The following is an 18,899-nucleotide window of genomic DNA, read 5'->3' as shown; positions in this document are numbered from 1 at the left end:
TCACGGGATGGACGCAGTACGAGTTCCGCAGTCGGTACCGGTTCCTTAGTTGGGGGCCACCGCCGACGACGTGAGCGCTCATCTTCTGCCATGACGCGGATCGCTTGGTACTGGCTTTTCAGTTCTGGCGCAAGGAACACCTGGTCAGGCATCCATGCCATGCAGGCAGGGTTTTCGTGGCGGAGGTCCCGGCAGCGGGGTTCGTATGGGTCCTTGAGGATCTCGCGGTCGTGCTCGCCGACAGCCAGGTCTGCGCCAGCCCTGAAGCGGCTGAACTACCCGGACACCGACGGGCTGTATGTCTGGCCGCTGGTCTCTTGTGTTCGGGGCCTGTTGGTTGGGCGGCGGTCAAGTGGTGCCGGTGCCGGTGCTGGGGTCGGTGCTGGGGCCGGGGTGGGTGTCGGGGCCGGGGTCGGGGGGTTTGGTGTGTGGGGTGGTGTCGGGGTGTGGGTGGGGGGTGGTGGGTTTGGGGGTGGGGTGGTGTGGGGTGAGGGCCCACCAGGCTGGGGGGATGGCGGTGGTGATGAGGATGGCTGCGGTGGTGAGGGCGGTGCGGTAGGTGTGGGCCCATTCGATGGGGTGGTTGGTGGCTGGGAGGGTGGTGATGGCTCCGATGATGGCGATGCCGAGGGTGCCGGAGGCTTCGCGTGTGGCGGTGTAGAGGCCGGCGGCGGTTGCGGCGTGGGTGTGGGGGGTGTTGGTGAGGGCGTGGGTGGTCAGGGGGATGGTGAGGGCGGATCCGGCGCCGAGGAGGGCGAGGCCGGTCAGGAGGAGGGGGAGATGGGGTGTGGGGGCGAGGTAGGCGAGGTAGGCCATGCCGGTGGCGATGGTGGCCAGTCCGGTGGTGACGGTGGTTCTCGGGCCGTAGCGGGTGATGGCTTTGGGGAGGAGGGGGGTGAGCAGGAGCAGAGTCGCGGCGATGGGGGTGAAGGCCAGGCCGGCTGTGGTGGGGGTGAGGCCTGCTGTGTGGGTCAGGTAGGGGGCGGTGAAGAAGAACATGCCGTTGACGCCGAGGCCCCATAGGAGTTGGGCGGTGATGCCGCCGGCGTAGGTGCGGTTGCGGAGCAGGGTGATGGCGGGCAGGCGGGTGGGGGTGGTGGCTTGGTGGATGACGACGTAGGTCAGGGCGGCGGCTGTGATGCTCCAGGCGGTCCAGATGGCTGGTGAGGCGGGTCCTTGTCGGTGTCTTTCGATGAGGCTGTAGGCGCAGCCGGCCAGGGCGAGGCAGACCAGGGCGAGGTCCAGGGGGGTGTCGTGGGCGTCGTGTGCGGGGTGGGGGCGGCCGGTGGGCGGGCGGGGCATGGTGGCCCATAGCGTGGCCCATGCGGCGGCGGCCAGGGGCACGTTGAGGGCGAACAGCCAGGGCCAGCCCAGGTGCTCGGTGATCACGCCGGAGATCACCGGGCCGGTGGCCAGGGCGACGGCCACGGTGGCTGTCAGCAGGCCGACCCCGGTGGTGCGCAGGGTGTCGGGCAGGTCGTGGGTGACCACTGCCAGTGCCGCGGGGAAGATCAAGGCGGCGGCTGCTCCTTGCAGGAGCCGGCCGGCGATCAGGAGAGTGCCGGTGGGGGCGAGGGCGCACAGGATCGATGCGGCGGTGAACAGGGCGGTGCCGGTCAGCAGGGTGGTGCGGTGTCCGTGCTGGTCGGCGGTGCGGCCGCCGATCAGGAGCAGTGACGCGTAGGCGAGGGGATAGCCGGCTGCCACCCATTCCAGGTCTGCTTGGTGAAGGTGGAGTTCGCGTCGGAGTTGGGGGAGGGCCACCGTGACCACGGTGGCGTCCAGCGCGGTCAGGAAGGTGGCGCAACTGACCGCGGCCAGCACGCCCCGGCCTGGTGGCCGTCGCATACGTCGTTCCTGTCTGGCGGGGAGGAAGTACACGGGAAGGACCGGGGCCGCCGCTGCAGGGAAGCGGGCGGGACTTAAGGGTGTGTGCCGATGGTAGGGCGGTGGTCGGCCCGCCCTGCCACGGCACGCCGACGGTGTGCCGCTGCGGGCCGGTGCGGTGGCCTGGCGGCGCGGCCTGCGGTCGGTGTCTTCGTCCGGGGGTCTGCCTACGCCGTGGCGACGGAGCATCCCCGCCCCGCCGGCCTCGCCCTGCCGGCCCCTCCCTGCCGGCCCCGTCCTGGTCCGGCCCGCCCCTCCCTGCCGGCCCCGTCCTGGTCCGGTCTTGCCCCGTGCGACCGGTGTGCCCCGCTGCCGTGCGGTCTTGCCCCGTGTGGTCCGGCTCCGGCCGGTCCTGTGCGGCCGGGTCGTGCCGGTTCGGTGCGGCCGGGTCGTGTGTGGTCCGGTCCGCGTGGTCCTTGCGGCCTGGTCCCCGTGGGGGCCGTGCGGTCTGGGTCTATGCGGTCCTGTGCGGCCCGGTCCCAGCCGGTCTTGTGCAGCTGGGGTCCTGTGCGGCCCCGGTTGCGCCGGCCCCGGTTGCGCCGGCCCCGTGTGGTCCGGTCCCGTGCGGCCTGGTGCTGGGCCGGGTTCTTGCCGGCCTGGTCGTGTCGGCCCTGTCGGTGGTGCGGCCTGGGCCGGTCCCGTCTGGTGCGGCCTGTCTGGTGTGGTGGGTGGGGGTGCGGTCGCAGGTTGTGGGTGGGGGTGCGTGTGCGGATGGGTGATCGTCTTGTGCGTGGGGCGGGCACGCCCTTGGTGTCGGGCCGGTGGGGTGGGTGGGGGTGGTGGTGTCCGGTTTCGTGTCGTGTGTGGGGCCGGGGGCGGGGTGGTGTGGGGTGTTCGGTCGGGGGTGTTCGGTCGGGGTGGGCTGTGCGTGGGGCTGGGGTGGTGTGTGGGGCTGGGCCGGGGGTGTCGGGGGGCCGGTGCGGGTGGGTGGGTGCGTTGGGGGCTGCCGTCCGGGTGGTGTGGTGATCGTCTGCGGGGGGCTGTTCGACCTGGTGTGCCTGGCGGGTTGTGGTGTGGGGCGGGTGCGACACGGCATACGTGAAGTTTGACTGTAAAAGTCGGGTCATTTACCTTTTCGATCTTAGTTTTGGCTTCGTTTCCGCGTTGCTGCGCGGGGATGGTGTGTTCTGTGTCGCCGCCCTTTTGCTTTTTCCGTGCCGGGCCGGGCGGGACGGGTGTCGTGACCGGTTCCTCGAAGGGGGAGAGCGGTGTCCCAGCACAGCGGCGTTGATGGTTTGGTTCCGCGGCCGTCGTGGGCTCAGGGCGCGACGTTGACGGAGTGTCTGGCGTGTTGTGTGCGGATGCGTCCGGATGAGCCCGCGTTCACGGTGGTGGATTTCGGGGTGGGGGATGTCGAGCATGTGTCGGCGGTGACCTGGCGGGAGTTGGCCGATCGTTGTGGTGTGGTGGCCGCGGTGTTGCATGCGCGGTGTTCGCCGGGTGCGCGGGTGGCGGTGGTGGCCTCGCAGAGCCTTGCGTATGTGATCGGTTTCCTCGCCGCGGTGAGTGCGGGGACGGTCGCGGTTCCCTTGTTCCCGCCGGCGTTGCCCGGTCACCGCGACAAGCTGGCCGCGGCGTTGCGGCATTGCGCTCCGCAGATGGTGCTGACCCGGCGTGAGGAGGCCGGGTCAGTGCAGCGGTTTGTCGCTGAGTGCGGTCTGACGGTTTCGGTCGTGGCGGTGGAGGATCTGCTGACGCCCCCGCACCCCGCCCCCGCCCCTGCGTCTGGCACCGCGTCTGGCTCGGCGTCTGGCTCTGTGTCTGCTTCTGACGGATCTGTCTCGGCTCCGGCGTCTGTCTTTGATCCTGTTTCCGCTTTCACTGCGGCGTCGGTGTCCGCGTCTGCCGTTGATGCCGCCTCTGGTTCTGCCTTTGCTGCCGGTCCTGCGTCTGGAGGTGTTCGTACGCCGGTGCCGGGTGTGGGGGACGTGGCGTATCTGCAGTACACCTCGGGTTCTACGAGGATGCCGTCGGGTGTGGTGATCACGCATAGCAATGTGGTGGCCAATGCCCGGCAGGCGCTTGAGGCGTATGACATGGAGGGCGGGCGTCACACCGTGGTGGGCTGGTTGCCGCTCTACCACGATATGGGGTTGTTGTTGCAGGTGGCGATGGCGGTGGTGGGGGGTGTGTCGTCGGTGTTGATGGAGCCGCATGCGTTTGTGCAGCAGCCGTTGCGGTGGTTGCGGTTGCTGTCGCGGTATCCGGGTGCGGTGGCGGCGGCGCCGAATTTCGCTTTCGACTATTGCGTGGACCGGGTGCGTGAGGAGGACCGCGACGGGTTGTCGTTGGGGCGGGTGGCGGTGTTGATCAATGGGAGTGAGCCGGTGCGGGCGCAGACGGTGCAGCGGTTCCATCAGGCGTTTGCCGGTGCGGGGTTGCTGCGTTCGGTGATGCGGCCGTCGTATGGGCTGGCTGAGGCGACGGTGTTCGTTGCTGCGTGTCCGGCGGGGGAGGAGCCGGCGGTGACGGCGTTCGACCGGGTGGCGTTGGCGGCTGGTCGTGGGCAGGTCGTGGAGCCGGGTGCGGCGGCGACGCAGTTGGTGGCGTGTGGGCGCACGGTAGGTCAGGACATTGCGATCGTCGACCCGGTCACCAGGTGCCGGGTGCCGGATCAATGTGTCGGTGAGGTGTGGGTGCGGGGCCCGAATGTGGGGCAGGGCTATTTCGGCCGTGTGCGGGACAGCGATGGGGTCTTCGGCGCGGTGTTGGCCGGTGGTGAGGATGCCGGGGGCTGGTTGCGGACCGGTGACCTGGGCCTGCTGTATGACAAGCAGTTGTACATCACCGGCCGGATCAAGGATCTGGTCGTCATCGATGGCACCAATCACTATCCGCAGGACATCGAGGTGACGGTGCAGGGCGCGCATCCGGTGATCCGCCCCGACCACGTTGCGGCGTTCTCGGTGCCTGGTGAACGCAGTGAGCGGTTGGTGGTGGTCGCCGAGCACGTCCGGCAGGTCACCGATCCCGACCGTCACCGGGAGGAGGTGACCCGGGCGGTGCGGGCAGCGGTGGCCGGTGCCCATGCGGTGGCGGTCCATGACTTCGTTCTCGTTGCTCCGTACGGTGTGCCCAGGACCACCAGTGGGAAGGTGGCCCGCAGTGCCTGCCGCGAGCACTATCTGCAGGGTTGCTTGTCCGGCAGTGCCGGTGCTGGTGCCGGTGCCGGGGAGGAGCGTTGATGAGCGGGGGCCGCGGCCGGCAGGGCGGCGAGGCAGTCTCGGCGGTGCGGCTGCGGGCGTTGCTGCGTCAGTGGGTCGGGGAGTGCTGTGCGGTGGACCCGGCAGGCCTCAGCGATGACGTCCCGGTGGCTGAGTACGGGCTGACCTCGCGTGATGCGGTGGACCTGTCGGGCCGGCTGGAGGAGGTCGTGGGCCGGCGCTTGCCGGCGACCTTGCTGTGGGAGAACCCCACCATCGACGCACTGGTCGCCTCGCTGACCGCCACCTCACCGGCCGCGATGGCAGACGCGGTGGGAGACGCGATGGCAGACGCGGTGGGAGACGCCGCGTGGGCTTCGGTACCGGACGCGGCCTCGCAGCCGGCTTGTGCTGCGGCCCCGGATGTTGCCGTGGATGCGGCCCCGGGTGTGGCCTCGGATGTGGCCCCGTCCCAGGCTCCGGCATCAGGTGCGGCTGCGGCTGCGGCACCGGACCTGGGGGGAGACACGGCCTTGCCTCCGGCCCCGGCTGCGGCCGCGCATCCAGGGCCGGCCTCGGATGTGGCCCCGTCCCAGGCTTCGGCATCAGGTGCGGCTGCGGCTGCGGCACCGGACCTGGTGGGAGACACGGCCTTGCCTCCGGCCCCGGCTGCGGCCTCGGGTGCGGCGTCAGGCGGGGGCTCGCATCCGGCACCGGCTGCGGCACCGGCTGCGGCGTCGGATGTGGTTTCGGGTTCGCATGTCGTGCCGTCGGTGGTGGGGGACGCGGCTGCGGCTCGGGCTGCTGTCGTGGCTGCGCCGGTGGGCGCGGCTGCGAGTGTGGGGTTGTCGGAGCGGGAGCCGGTCGCGGTGGTGGGGATCGGGTGTCGCCTGCCGGGGGGTATCGAGGGCCCGGAGCAGTTCTGGCGGGCGCTGCTGGCCGGCCGGGACATGATCGGGACTGTGCCCGAGGGCCGGTGGCGTGATTTCGAGGATGGTTCGGCCACGACGGCGGAGGTGTTGGCGCGTACGACGGGCTGGGGTGGTTTCCTGGAGGACGTCGCGGCCTTTGATGCCGATTTTTTCGGTATCACGCCGAAGGAAGCCGAGACCATGGACCCGCAGCAGCGTCTGTTGCTGGAGGTGGCCTGGGAGGCTTTGGACCATGCGGGGATTCCCGCTGGGGGACTTGCCGGGAGCGCTACGGGGGTGTTCGTCGGTCTCAGTTCGCTGGATTACGGTCATCTGACCACTGCTGATCCGGCGGCGGTGACCGCGTGGACCAGTACGGGCGCGGCCGGCAGTATCGTCGCGAATCGTCTGTCGTATCTGCTGGATGCCCGTGGGCCGAGTATCACCGTGGACACGGCTTGTTCGGCGTCGTTGGTGGCGGTGCATCAGGCGTGCCGGAGCCTGCGCAGCCAGGAGTGTGACACCGCGTTGGTCGGCGGTGTCAACGTGTTGTTGTCGCCGGCGGTCACTGCCGCGTTCGACCAGGCGGGCGCGCTTGCTGCTGATGGCCGCTGCAAGGCGTTCGATGCTGCCGCTGACGGTATCGCCCGGGGTGAGGGCTGTGCCGTGGTGGTGTTGAAGCGGTTGGCCGACGCCGAACGGGACGGGGACACCGTCCTTGCTCTCGTGCGGGGCAGTGCCGTCAACTCCGACGGGCGTTCGGCGGGGTTGATGGCGCCCAATCCGGCCGCGCAGGAACAGGTGGTGCGGGCGGCTTTGCGTTGTGCCGGTGTGGAGCCGGCGGACATCGACTACGTGGAGGCGCACGGTACGGGGACGCTGCTGGGAGACCCGATCGAAGCCGGGGCGCTGGCGGCTGTTCTGGGTCGGGGTCGTGGGTCTGACCGGCCGTTGCTGATCGGGTCGGTCAAGACCAACCTGGGGCATCTGGAAGGCGCGGCGGGTCTGGTCGGTCTGGTCAAGACCGTACTGGCGTTGCATCACGGGACGGTGCCGCCCAGTCTGCATTTCCGTACGCCCAACCCGCACATCGATTTCGACGCCGGGCGGCTGCGGGTGGTCGCCGTGCCGACGGCGTTGCCGGCCCTGGGGGACCGGGTCGCGGCAGCCGGGGTGTCCGCGTTCGGGTTCGGCGGCACCAACGCTCACGTCGTCCTGACCGCCCCGGCGCCGGTACCGCTTGCCGGCCGCCGTTCGCCCGGTCCCCTTTCGCCCGGCGCGCTGTCCACGCCGCCGCCCGGCGCGGGGGCCGACCGGGCGCCCGGCCCGAACTCCGGGCCGGCAACCGGCGCGGGGTCCGCCGCCCCGCGGTCCGCCCCGGCGTCCGGCGCGGGATCTGGTCCGGGGGCCAACCCCGGGGCCGATGTGGGAACCGATGTGGCGTCCGGTGCGGGGTCTGGCGCGAGGGCCGATGTGGGAACCGATGTGGCGTCCGGTGCGGGGTCTGGCGCGGGGGCCGATGTGGGAACCGATGTGGCGTCCGGTGCGGGGTCTGGCGCGGGGGCCGACCGGGCGCCCGGCCCGAACTCCGGGCCGGCAACCGGCACGGGGTCCGCCGCCCCGCGGCCCGCCCCGGCGTCCGGTGCGGTGTCTGGCACGAGGGCCGACGCGGGGTCTGGCACGAGGGCCGATGCGGGGTCTGGCACGAGGGCCGATGTGGGAACCGATGCGGCGTCCGGTGCGGGGGCCGCCCCGGCGTCCGCCCCGGCGTCCGGCCCGGATTCTGGTCGGTCGGGCGGCACGGGGCGGGTGCCGTATGTGCTGGTCGTGTCGGCTCGGTCGGAGACGCGTGTGGGCGAGGCGGCCGCGGCTTTGGCGGACTGGCTGGCCACCCCTGCCGGTGGCGAGGCGGACCTGGGTGGCCTTGCCCACACGTTGGCCACCCGGCGTCGTGGGCCGGTGGCCGGTGCCGTGGTCGGCCGGGACCGCGTCGAGTTGATCCGGCAGCTGCGTGACCTGGCCCGTGGCCAGACGGGCCCGGCTGTCGTCGCTCCTCACCGGGTGCCGGAGCAACCGGCTGAGGCACCCGGTGAGCGGCCCGGCCCGGTGTTCGTGTTCTCCGGTTACGGATCGCAGTGGCCGGGCATGGGACAGCGGCTGCTCGCCGGTGATGCCGTCTTCGCCGCCGCGGTCGCCGATCTGGACCCGGTCTTCGCCGCGGTCACCGGCACCACACTGACCTGTCTGATCGACGACGGCGCCCGGACCAGCGCGGTGGACCGCACCCAGCCCTTGCTGCTGGGCATGCAACTGGCCCTGGCCCGTACCTGGCAGGCCTACGGCATCACCCCGGCCGCGGTCATCGGCCATTCCATGGGCGAGGTCGCCGCCGCCGTGGTGACCGGCGCCCTGGACGTCGAGGACGCGGTACGCCTGATGGTGCACCGCGCCCGCGCCCTTGCCGCCGTCGACGAGGCCGGGGGCGGCGCGATGGCCGCCGTCGAGCTCCCCGACGACGCCCGCGCCCACCTGCTGCGCCGTCACCCCCAGGTGGACATCGCGGTGTATGCCTCCCCGCGGCGCTGCACCGTCACCGGCCCGGCCGGGCCCGTCGCCGCTCTCCTCGCGGAGTTGGAGCAGGCCGGCTACGCCGCCAAAGCGCTGGCCGTCACCGGCGCCGGCCATTCCGCCGCGGTCGACGCCGTCCTGCCCGTGCTGCGCGCCCACCTGTCCGGTCTGCGCCCCCGCACCCCGCAGGTCCCCTGGTACAGCACGGTCGACGACCCGGCCGCGCCCGTGGTCGCCGACCTGGAGTACTGGTGCCGCAACACCCGCCGGCCGGTGTGTTTCCAGCAGGCCGTCACCGCTGCCGCAGGCGCCGGTCACACCCTGTTCGTGGAGATCTCCCCTCACCCGATCGCGGCGCTGCCGGTCAGTGAGACGCTGCAAGCGGTCCTGCCCGGGCCCTTCGTGGTGCTGCCCTCGTTGCGGCGTGACGGCGATGAGCTGCTGGAGGTACGGGCGTCGCTGGCCGCGGCGCATCTGGCCTGCGGCGGCAGCGGCGGCGGTCTGCTGTGGCCGGCCGGCCCCCGGGTGATCGTGCCTTCCTGGCCGTGGCGGCACAGCCGGCACTGGGTCCGCTCCAGGCCCGCGGCCCGCCACCGCGGCGGGCACGCCGTGCTGGGCCGGCGTGTCGAGGTCCCCGGCACCGACCACGTGCTGTGGCACGGGGACGTGGGCACCGGCGGCTGGAACCGCGTGGAGCGGCTGCTGCACGGCACGCCGGTCCTCAGCCTGGCCGCCGCCGCCCACATGTTCCTCGCCGCCGCCGAGGACGCTCTGGCCGTCACCACCGGTGACCTGGCCCTGCACGACCTGGAACTGGACCGGCTGCTTCCCCTGACCGACAGCACCACCGTCACCACCAGGCTGCAGCCCGCCGGCCCCGACGCCGCCGACGTCAGCATCCACACCCAGTCCCCGTCCGGTGCCTGGCGCTGCCACGCCCGCGCCCGCGTCACCCGTGAGCCCTTCCCGGCACGCCTGACGCGTCCGGCCCCGGACACCGAGCCCGCCGTGCGGATCACCCAGGCCGCCCCCGGCACCGCGCACGCCGACCCGCAAGCCCCCGCCGCCCGCCTGGCTCTCCTGGACGCCTGCCTGCACGCACCCACCACCGCGCCGGCAGCGGACACGGCGACGGCACCGACCCCCGCAGCGGCCACCGCGCCGACCACGGCGCCGGCACCGGGCAGGGCAGCGGTGTCGGCGGGAACGCCGGCGGGGGATATCGTGCCGGCGCCAGAGCCGGCCACGGCGGGAACGCCGGCGCCAGCGCCGGCCATGGCGCTGACCGCTGCCACCGCGCCGGCGCCGGCCACGGTGCCGGATGTGGTCGTGCCCGTCGCCTCATCCGCTCCTGGTGCGGAACCTGCCCGTGGTGCCGCGTTGTTCCCGACCGCGGTCGCCTGTGTCCACCTGCCCACGCCCGACCCCCATCCCCACACCCACACCCGTGGCGGTGCTGGTATCGACGGTGTCAGCTGTCAGGTGCACCTCCTGCCCGCCGACGGCTGTTGTTCTCATGCCGCCGCCGGCGGTGGGCAGGTGACCGCCTTCGCCGAGGGCCGGCCCGTGCTGCACGCTCACGGCGTGACCCTCACTGCTCCCGGTCGCGGCGATGTTCCGCGTGCCCTGCGTGACATCACCTATGAGACGGCATGGACCAAGGCCGCCCTGCCGGCTCCGCACGACATCGACCCGGCGCACTGGCTGTTGCTCACCCCCATGCCCGGTTCCGGCCTCGAGGCCCGCCGGTTCACCGAACCTCTGGCCGAGGCGTTGCGGGCCCACGGCGGAACCGTCACCGGTGACGGCTACCGGCCGGAGGCGATCGCCGGCCTGCTGCGTTCTTGGGGCCAAGACGCCGGTGACGGCCCCCGCCATGTCGTGATGCTGTTCACCGGGCCTGCACGGCCGCAGCCGGCAGACCCCGGTCACGCCGTGCGGGCGGCCGCCGACGTCGCCCGGCACCTGGCCGCCGGCGCCACCGACCAGGCACCGCCCCGGCTGTGGCTGGTCACCGAACGCGCCCTGTCCACCACCGCCGGGGAGTACGGCGATCCGGACCGGGCGGCGCTTGCCGGCCTGGTGCGGGTGTTGGCCCTGGAACAGCCGGCCCTGCGCGCCACCGTCGTCGACGTCGACGGCGACCCCGCTCTGGCCGACGACCTGCCCCGTGAACTGCTCGCCGCCTCCGACGCCGACCAGGTGGTCTGGCGGGCCGGAACCCGCCTGCTGGCCCGTCTGGCACCCGCCGACCCGCACAGCGCGCCGGCCGGGAAACCGGCGCGGTTCGCCCGGCCCGACGGCGCCTACATCATCACCGGCGGCCTGGGAGGCCTGGGACTGGCCACCGCGCGCCGGCTCGCCGAACAAGGAGCGGGCCGTCTGGTGCTGTGCGGCCGGCGTCCCGCTACCGGGCCCGCGTCGGCCGTCATCGACGAACTGCGCCGCCACGGCAGCCAGGTGGAGGTCGTCCTTGGTGACATCGCCGCCGAACCCACCGCCGGCATGCTGGTGGCAGCGGCCCTGTCGGCCGGCCACACCCTGGCCGGGGTGGCCCACGCCGCGGGCGTCCTCCACGACCGCGCGATCACCGAACTGGATGCCGCCGACATCGACCTGGTCATGGCCGCCAAAGCCACCGGCGCCCGCCATCTGCACCAGGCCACCCGCGGCCACCGCCCGGACTGGTGGCTGCTGTTCAGCTCCGCCGCCGCCTTGACCGGGTCCCCCGGGCAGGCCGCCTACGCCGCCGCCAACGCCTGGATGGACGCCCTGGCCCGCAACCGCCACGCCGACGGCCTGCCGGCCACCTCGATCGCCTGGGGGCCGTGGGCGGGCCTGGGCGCCGTCCCCGACACCGCACGCCTGCCCATGGAAGCGCTTCAGGAGGACCAGGGCCTGGACGCCCTGCAACTGCTGCTCGCCCAGACCCGCCCCCACCTCGGCGTCCTGTGCCTGGACCCGGCCCGGATCGCGGCGGCCTTCCCGGGGCTGGAGGCCGTGCCCTACTTCGCCGACCTGATCCGCGACGCCGACGCCGACACCGACTGGCCCGGCCCGGCCGCCCTGCCCGCCCTGGGAGCGGCCGCCCGCGACGTGGTCCACCAGCGCCTGATGCGGCGGGCCGGGGCCGTGATGGGCTACGACGGCGACCGCCTGGACGCCCGCGTCCCCCTGACCGATCTCGGCCTGGACTCCCTGATGACCGTGCGGATCCAAAACGCCGTCCGCCAGGACTTCGGCATCGTCCTGCCGGCCTCTCTCGCCCTGCGCGGCGCCACCCTGACCGACCTGACCGACGCCGTCGTCACCGCCCTGGGCCTTCCCGGCACCGGCACGACCACCCCACCCACCCCCCCCACCCCCACCCCTGCGGCCCCCGCCGGGAAGACCGCCGGGGCGGCGGACACCGGGGCGGCACATACCGGCACCCACCACACCACCCCCGCCCTGCCCACCGTCCTGACCCCCCGCGACGCCGCGGAACGCCTGGTCGCCGGCGTCTACCAGCACCTGACCGGCACCGCCGCCCCCGGCGTCCTGCAGGAGTTGCCCCACGCCCGCGACCCCCACCACGCACAGGCACTCGCCGACGCCGTCAACGCCCGCCTCCACCACCTAGGCACCCCCCTTACCGGCCCCGACATCGCGGCCCACCCCACCGTCGCCGCCATCGCCGACCTCATCCGACCGGCCGTCAACGGCACCACCGGCAGCGAAGTCCGCGTCCTGAAACCACCCACCCCCGGCCACGCCGCACCCCTGTTCGTGTTCCACCCCGCCGGCGGCCCCACCACCGTCTACCGGCCCCTGGTCGACCTGCTGACCGCCAACCGGCCCGTCTACGGCCTGGACCGGGTCGCCGAAGCGGCCACCATGGAAGACAAGGCCCGCCACTACCTGCGCCTGATGCGCCGACTGTGGCCGCAGGGCCCCTACCACATGCTCGGCTGGTCCTTCGGCGGCTGCCTGGCCTACGAAGCGGCCTGCCAGCTCCACCACGACGGGCACCAGCCGGGCTTCCTCGGCCTGATCGACACGATCCTGCCCGCGGCCCTGCCCGGCCTGGACGACCGGCAACTGCTCATCGACCGCCTCGAACGCTTCGCCCAGTACGTCCAGACCACCTACGGACACCGCATCGAGCTGTCCCACCAGGACCTGGCCCGCGTGCCCGAGGACGAACAGATCGACGTCGTCCTGCGCGACATCGCCGCCGCAGGCTGCCAGATGAGCCCCGCCATCATCGAGCACCAGCGCACCTCCTACCTCGACGCACGCGTCGGAGAGCGCTACCGCCCCCGCCCCTACCCCGGCCGCACCGTGCTGTACCGGGCACAGGACCCGCAGCCCCTGACCACCGCCCTGGACCCGCGCTACCTACGCGACCAGGCCGACCTGGGATGGGCCCAGTACTGCCCCGACCTGCAGATCGTCCCGGTCACCGGCGACCACCTGTCGATGATCGACCCCCCGCACGTGACCCTCGTGGCCGACCACCTGGACACCGCCCTCGCACAGCACCCCTGACCCCCGACCCGCCACCGGCCCCGCCACCGGCCACGCCACCGGCCACGCCCGCCGCCCCCAGGGACGCCCCGCCATGACCTCACCGCATCCCGACACCGCCCCCGCACGCCGCAGCACCCCCTCACACCGCACCCGCCGACGTATCCGGCCCCACCTGGCACTCCTGCTCGCCGCGGCCACAGCGGCCGTCACCGCCCTCGCCCCGCAGGCCACCGCCGCCCCCCAACCACCCCCGGACCCCACGGGCGACGACGGCGCCCGCATCACCAAAGTCCGCCGGCTCAGCGCCCTGATGCGGGATTTGACGATCGACTCCCCGGCCATGGGCAAGACCCTCCCGGTGCGCGTCCTGCTGCCCAAGCACTACTCCCGCCACCCAAAACGCCGCTTCCCCGTCCTCTACCTGCTGCAAGGCGTCAGCGACAACTACACCGCCTGGACCCGCGAGACCGACGTCGAACGACTCGCCGCCCGCTCCGACTTCCTCGTCGTCATGCCCGACGGCGGACGGGCCGGCTACTACAGCGACTGGTGGGACTACGACCGCCCCGACGCACCCCGCTGGGAGACCTTCCACATCGACGAAGTCCTGCCCCTGATCGAACGCCGCTACCGCGCCAACACCTCCCGCGCCGTCATCGGCCTGTCCGAAGGAGGCCTGGGCGCCCTGAACTACGCCGCCCGCCACCCCGGCCTCTTCCGCTACGCCGGCTCCTTCAGCGGCATCACCGACACCTCCGACACCGCATCCCGCGCCGCCATCGTCGCCTCCTGCGTCCGCGAAGGCTTCGACCCCGTCCGCGTGTGGGGCACCCCCGAAGACCAACCCGAACTCTGGGCCTCCCACAACCCCATCCGCATGACCGACCGCATGCGCGGCACCCAGGTCCACCTCTCGGCCGGCAACGGCAAACCCGGCCCACTGGACAAAAAAGACGACGCCCTCGCCCAGATCCTGGAAACCCCCCTGCCCCTGCAGACCTACCGCTACAGCCAGGCCCTGCGCCGCGCCGGAGTGAAGGTGACCACCCACATCTACCCCCGCGGCACCCACTCATGGCCCTACTGGCAACGCGAACTGCACATCGTCTGGCCCACCGTCAGCACCGTACTGGCCCGCTGAACCGCACCCCCACCGCACCCCGGCGCGCCACGCCCGGCAGCGCACCCCGACGCGGCGCCGCGCCCGTGCCGTGTCGTGGACCCGGTCGCCGTGCCGGCGAGGGCCTCACGCCGCCGCGGCGAGCTCGCCGGCTCGAACGACGGGGGATCGGCTGCGCTGCGCGCTTGGTAGTTTCTCCTTGCCCCGCAAAGGGGCCGGTGCGGGCCGGACCGCGACCCTCGGGTGGGAAGCCAGCCGCTTGAAGCGGTGAGCGGGTCATGACGGCGGGCTCCAGCCGAGATTCCGCCTCGGCTGGAGCCCGCTGGAGGGCCCGCACGGCGGGCGCGCTCCCGCAAGCGGGGGAATCACGCACGGCCCTTGCTCGCCCGCGCCGGCGCCCGCTCCCCGCGGCGGCCGGCACGGCAGGGCCGTTCCCCCGACTACAGGTAGGTGAAGCTGGCCGGGGTGCTGGTGCCCGACGCGGTGGTCACCGTCACCGGGACGGTCCCGGATCCGGGGGGTGAGGTGGCCAGGATCGCGCCGTCACCCAGAACGGTGAAGCTGGACGCGGGCACCGCGCCGAACTGCACGCTGGTGGCGCCCGCGAGGTTCGTGCCGACGATGAGCACCGGCACCCCGCCGATCGCCAGCCCGATCGGCGGGACCAGCGCGATGATCGTCGGAAGAGCGGGAGCCTGGTAGGTGTAGTTGCTGGTGTTGCTGGTGCCCGACGGGGTGGTCACCGTCACCGGGACCGTTCCGACGCCCGGCGGAACGGTGGCCAGGATCGCCCCGTCGAACTGGACGGTGAACGTGGTGGCCGGGACGCCGCCGAAATTGACCGCGGTCGCCCCGGACAGGCCCACGCCGATCAGCGTGGTCGTATTGCCGCCGGCCGCAGGCCCTTGCGAGGGCACGACCGCCAGAAGAATCGGTGCCAAGGAACTCACCTCTCTCGGATGGTGGTTGACGCCGACCGCCCACCAGAAAGGCGCGGTCGGCATTTTCCTCAGCGTAGAAATGACGAACCGACAACAACAATGTCCACGACGATCATTGATGGAGCGTCAGAAAAACACACAGGCGTTAGTATGACTTTCCTCCAGCGCTTCCCGCTGCCCCCAACGCTCCCTGGCCTGCGGTTTGAAGCCGCGCCGAGCCGTTTTCCGCACGGCCGGAACAACCGGCCGCACATTCCTTCCCCGATCCGTCAACTAGCCTATCGAAAAGACTACTTGGAGTCCCTGGAAGTTCCGTGCCCGGGTGGCCGGCCGGTGCGGCAACCCCGTGGGTGAGACCGAAAACCCGATCCCGGTGCCGCGACGCCGCTGCGGCCGCCAGGAAATCCTCGGCCAAAACAGCATCGGGGAAACCGTTTTCATCCCAAAGGGCGAGCTGTAAGCGTTCTCTGCGTCGGGCCGCACACGCCGCGCCACCGACCAGCGGGCGGCCGGCAGGCAGGCGGGCGCCCGGAAGCGGGCGCCCAGGGGCGGAGGGCCCGGGCGGGGCGGAGGGCCCGGCGGGGTGGGGCAGGGTGCCGGTGGTTCTGCGCGATCCCGGCGGCGCAGGCCACCGCGGGCGGCGGACCTGCCGGCAGGCGGGTGTCACCGGTTCGGCCCACTTCGTCCGCCCGTCTTTCGGGCGGATGTGATGGGCTGGTCCCGCCCCCACCTCACGGCGGGGCGCTGTGCGGGCGGCCCACCACCGCCCCCCTGGTCGGGTCGTGCCGGCGCGGCAACCCCCGGCAGACCCGGTGCTCTTGACCATGGCGGCCGAGGAAGGCGTGGCGATGGCGAGGAACGCTGCCCGCTCGCGAAAGACACACACGACGGTGGCGGCACTGGCCGCGACCGCAGTACTGCTGACCGCCTGCACCGCCACCGGCCCGCCGCGCGGTGCGTCCCCCCACGCCGCCGCCCCCGCGGCCCGCGCGGCAGCCGGCGCCGCGAGCACGCCCGACCCGTCACTGGACCGGTACTACCGGCAGCGGCTGTACTGGGCGCCGTGCGCGCAGCAGCCGTCGTTCGAGTGCACCACGCTCACCGTGCCGCTGGACTACGCCCACCCCCGCTCCGGCGACATCACCGTGGCCGCGACCCGGCTGAAGGCGACCGGGCCGAAGGCGCACCGCGCCGGGTCCCTGCAGTTCAATCCGGGCGGCCCCGGCCAGAGCGCGATGAACCGCCTGTGGGCCCTGGCCGACGGCATCTCCCCGGCCCTGCGCGCCGCCTACGACCTGGTCGCCCTCGACCCGCGCGGCGTCGGGCACAGCACCCCCGTCACCTGCGGGCCCGGCGCGACGCCCGGCGCCGTCCGCACGCTGCCCGCCACCGCACCGGGCGACGTCGCCGCCTGGGACGCCGCCTACCGGCAGGTGGCCGCCGCCTGCCAGGACCGTGCCGGGCGCCTGCTGCCCCACGTCGGCACCCAGGACACCGCCCGCGACATGGACGTCCTGCGCGCCCTGCTCGGCGATCGGCACCTGCACTACCTCGGCGTGTCCTACGGCACCTACCTGGGCACCACCTACGCCCGCCTCTTCCCCTCCCGGGTGGGACGGATGGTGCTCGACGGAGCCGTCGACCCGGCCCTGGACGGATACCGCTCGCTGCTGGACTCCGCGAAGGCCTACCAGGCCGCCTGGCACGCCTTCGCCGCCGACTGCGCCACCCGCCCCCACTGCCCGCTCGGCGATACGCCCCAGCAGGCCGACCACGCCCTGGACACCCTGCGCACGACACTGAACCGCAGCCCGCTACGGGCCGGCAAGGACATCTCCGTCACCGGCGACGACGTCATCAGCGCCGTGATGACGGCGCTGCGCACCCCCGCCTGGAACGACCTGCGCGCCGCCCTGGCAGACGCCGAAGACGGCCGGACCACCGCACTGCAGCGACTGCTGGCCGACCGGGACACCTCCGGCGGCACCACCGACGCGCTGCTGGCGATCGGCTGCCTGAGCGCGACCCTCAGCGCCCGGCTGACCGCGGCCCAGACCGCGGCCGCACTACCGCGATTCCGGCAGGCATCCCCCCAGTTCGGCGACTTCGTCGCGGCACTGCTGCCGGCCTGCGCGCACTGGCCGGCCCCGCCCACCCAGTTCCCGCAGGCCCTCACCGACACCGGGGGAGCACCCGTCCTGGTCGTGGGCACCACCGGCGACCCCACCACGCCCTACGCCTGGGCCAAGGCCCTGACCCGCCGACTGCCCACGGCCCGGCTGCTGACCTACGACGGCGCCGGACACACCGCCTACCAGCAGGGCAGCGCCTGCGTCCACGCCGCGGTCGACCGCTACCTGCTGCACGGCCGGCTCCCCTCCGCCCCGGCGGTGTGCACCTGACGCCACCGGCCGCGCCGCCGCCAACCGGATCGCCGCCGCCAACCGCCCGCGCCGCCGCAGGCCATCGGGGTGCGGGCGCCGCCGAGCGTGTGCCCGGGGCCACGGCGTCACACCAAGCCCCCGCCCGGCACCGCGGAAGACCGCGGCGCCGGGCGGGGGCACAGGGGGAAACGGGCGGCGGGAAGGGGGCCCGCCGCCCGTGCGGGATCCGAGCCGGGCGCACGGCCGGTGGGGTGGGGCCGCCGCGCCGTCGGCGGGTCAGATCCCGGGTCCTGCCACGTAGGTGAAGCCGTCGGTGACGGTGTCGGACCCGGCAGGGTTGGTGACGACCACGTCGACCGCGCCGGCCGCGCCGGGCGGGGTGACCGCGGACAAGGTGGTGGAGTCGATGACCGAGAACGGTGCCGGGGTGCCGCCGAAGGTCACCGACTCGGTGCTGTCGAGTTCGGTGCCGGTGAGGGTCACCGCGGTGCCCCCCGAAGTCGGGCCGGAAGTCGGCACGAGCGCGGTGACGGTGGGCGCGTCGACGTAGGTGTAGGACAGGCCGTTGTTGGTGCCGCCGGCGGTGGTGACACTGACCCCGACCGGGCCGGCGGCCGCCCCCGCGGGCACGACGGCGGTGATCTGGCTGTCACTGATCACCGTCGGCGTGGCGGTGACTCCGCCGAAGGACACACTGGTGGCCGTGGACAGGCCGGTGCCGTTGAGAGTGATGGTGTTGCCTCCCGCCAGCGGCCCGGCGACATCGCTCAGGCCCGTCTTGAACGGGGCGCCGACATAGAAGAACGGCACCGGGTTGCTGGTGCCTCCCGGGGTGGTCACCGTCACCGGGACGGTGCCGGTTCCCGACGGGGAGACAGCGGTGACCTGGGTAGGGGAGACCTGAGTGAGGTCGGTGGCGAGTTTGCTGCCGAAGCGGACGGCGCTGGTGCCGGCGAGATTGGTGCCGGTGATGGTCACCAGGGTGCCGCCCCCGGTGGATCCCTGGTTCGGCGAGATAGGCATGACAAGCCTCCTGACGAGTCGAACGCGACGGATGGAGCCGGTACTGCCTGCCACCGTGCGGCGGGCCGAGCGGCCGTCCCCGGCCGTCCACCACGGTGGGACACCGCGGGGACACCTGTGGCGGGGACCGGCGTGCGTACAACCGCATCGCACGTGCCAACGGGCCTTGCCCGGTGGCCTGATCCAGTGATCGCAGCAGCGACACGCCGCGAACAAGACCCCGCACACGAAGTCACCCGATCGGCGGGGCGTGTACGGAGCACTAACCTTTCGCATTCCTCTTTCTGACGCGATTTTTGTCCGCGGTGTGCGCCCGGCGTGCGGGCGGTCATCCTCCTTCTTCCCGGCGTGCCGAATTCCGCGCCCGCGGGCCCCGCCCTCAAAAACCACCACCGGACAGAAGCGTTGCT

General features: G+C 72.9%; 7 protein-coding genes and 1 pseudogene. 5 read left to right on the top strand and 3 right to left on the bottom strand.

Annotated elements, in window-relative coordinates:
- Positions 1–348: 348 nt before the first annotated feature.
- Positions 349–1,848: an MFS transporter gene (locus tag AC3ET4_RS22960; RefSeq protein WP_431952366.1), complete on the bottom strand. Its 1,500-nt coding sequence runs from the start codon at positions 1,846–1,848 to the stop codon at positions 349–351.
- Positions 1,849–3,095: 1,247 nt separating this feature from the next.
- Here AC3ET4_RS22960 and AC3ET4_RS22955 point away from each other — a divergent pair.
- From AC3ET4_RS22955 to AC3ET4_RS22940, 4 genes and pseudogenes are all read left to right on the top strand, one after another.
- Positions 3,096–5,072 (top strand): fatty acyl-AMP ligase, encoded by a 1,977-nt coding sequence (locus AC3ET4_RS22955; RefSeq protein ID WP_431952364.1) that lies wholly within the window; start codon positions 3,096–3,098, stop codon positions 5,070–5,072.
- A pseudogene (locus AC3ET4_RS22950) lies at positions 5,072–7,156 on the top strand (type I polyketide synthase); the annotation flags it as partial. The gene AC3ET4_RS22955 and the pseudogene AC3ET4_RS22950, both read left to right, overlap by 1 nt.
- A gap of 636 nt (positions 7,157–7,792) precedes the next feature.
- On the top strand, positions 7,793–13,039 hold the full coding sequence (locus tag AC3ET4_RS22945) for an SDR family NAD(P)-dependent oxidoreductase (protein ID WP_431952370.1): 5,247 nt from the start codon (positions 7,793–7,795) through the stop codon (positions 13,037–13,039).
- A gap of 73 nt (positions 13,040–13,112) precedes the next feature.
- Entirely contained in the window at positions 13,113–14,162 is a 1,050-nt protein-coding gene (locus AC3ET4_RS22940; RefSeq protein ID WP_431952362.1) for an alpha/beta hydrolase, read from the top strand.
- Between the two features lie 419 nt (positions 14,163–14,581).
- Here the strand turns inward: AC3ET4_RS22940 and AC3ET4_RS22935 are convergent, their stop codons facing one another.
- Positions 14,582–15,145 (bottom strand): IPT/TIG domain-containing protein, encoded by a 564-nt coding sequence (locus AC3ET4_RS22935; RefSeq protein ID WP_431952360.1) that lies wholly within the window; start codon positions 15,143–15,145, stop codon positions 14,582–14,584.
- Between the two features lie 785 nt (positions 15,146–15,930).
- On the opposite strand from AC3ET4_RS22935, the gene AC3ET4_RS22930 reads away from it, so the two are divergent.
- The gene (locus AC3ET4_RS22930; protein WP_431952358.1) at positions 15,931–17,484 is read left to right on the top strand and encodes an alpha/beta hydrolase; all 1,554 of its coding nucleotides are present in this window, start codon (positions 15,931–15,933) and stop codon (positions 17,482–17,484) included.
- Positions 17,485–17,742: 258 nt separating this feature from the next.
- Here AC3ET4_RS22930 and AC3ET4_RS22925 read toward each other — a convergent pair whose 3' ends face one another.
- Positions 17,743–18,489, bottom strand: coding sequence for an IPT/TIG domain-containing protein (locus AC3ET4_RS22925; RefSeq protein ID WP_431952356.1), 747 nt, complete (start codon positions 18,487–18,489; stop codon positions 17,743–17,745).
- Positions 18,490–18,899: the final 410 nt, after the last annotated feature.

The organism is Actinacidiphila sp. bgisy167 (assembly GCF_057707665.1).
This window is presented reverse-complemented; position numbering and strand designations above follow the sequence as displayed.

Excerpts from the sequence above, each read along its gene's own strand:
- AC3ET4_RS22960 (WP_431952366.1), bottom strand. The coding sequence starts at position 1,848 with ATGCGACGGCCACCAGGCCGGGGCGTGCTGGCCGCGGTCAGTTGCGCC.
- AC3ET4_RS22940 (WP_431952362.1), top strand. The coding sequence starts at position 13,113 with ATGACCTCACCGCATCCCGACACCGCCCCCGCACGCCGCAGCACCCCC.
- AC3ET4_RS22935 (WP_431952360.1), bottom strand. The coding sequence starts at position 15,145 with ATGCCGACCGCGCCTTTCTGGTGGGCGGTCGGCGTCAACCACCATCCG.
- AC3ET4_RS22930 (WP_431952358.1), top strand. The coding sequence starts at position 15,931 with ATGGCGAGGAACGCTGCCCGCTCGCGAAAGACACACACGACGGTGGCG.
- AC3ET4_RS22925 (WP_431952356.1), bottom strand. The coding sequence starts at position 18,489 with ATGCCTATCTCGCCGAACCAGGGATCCACCGGGGGCGGCACCCTGGTG.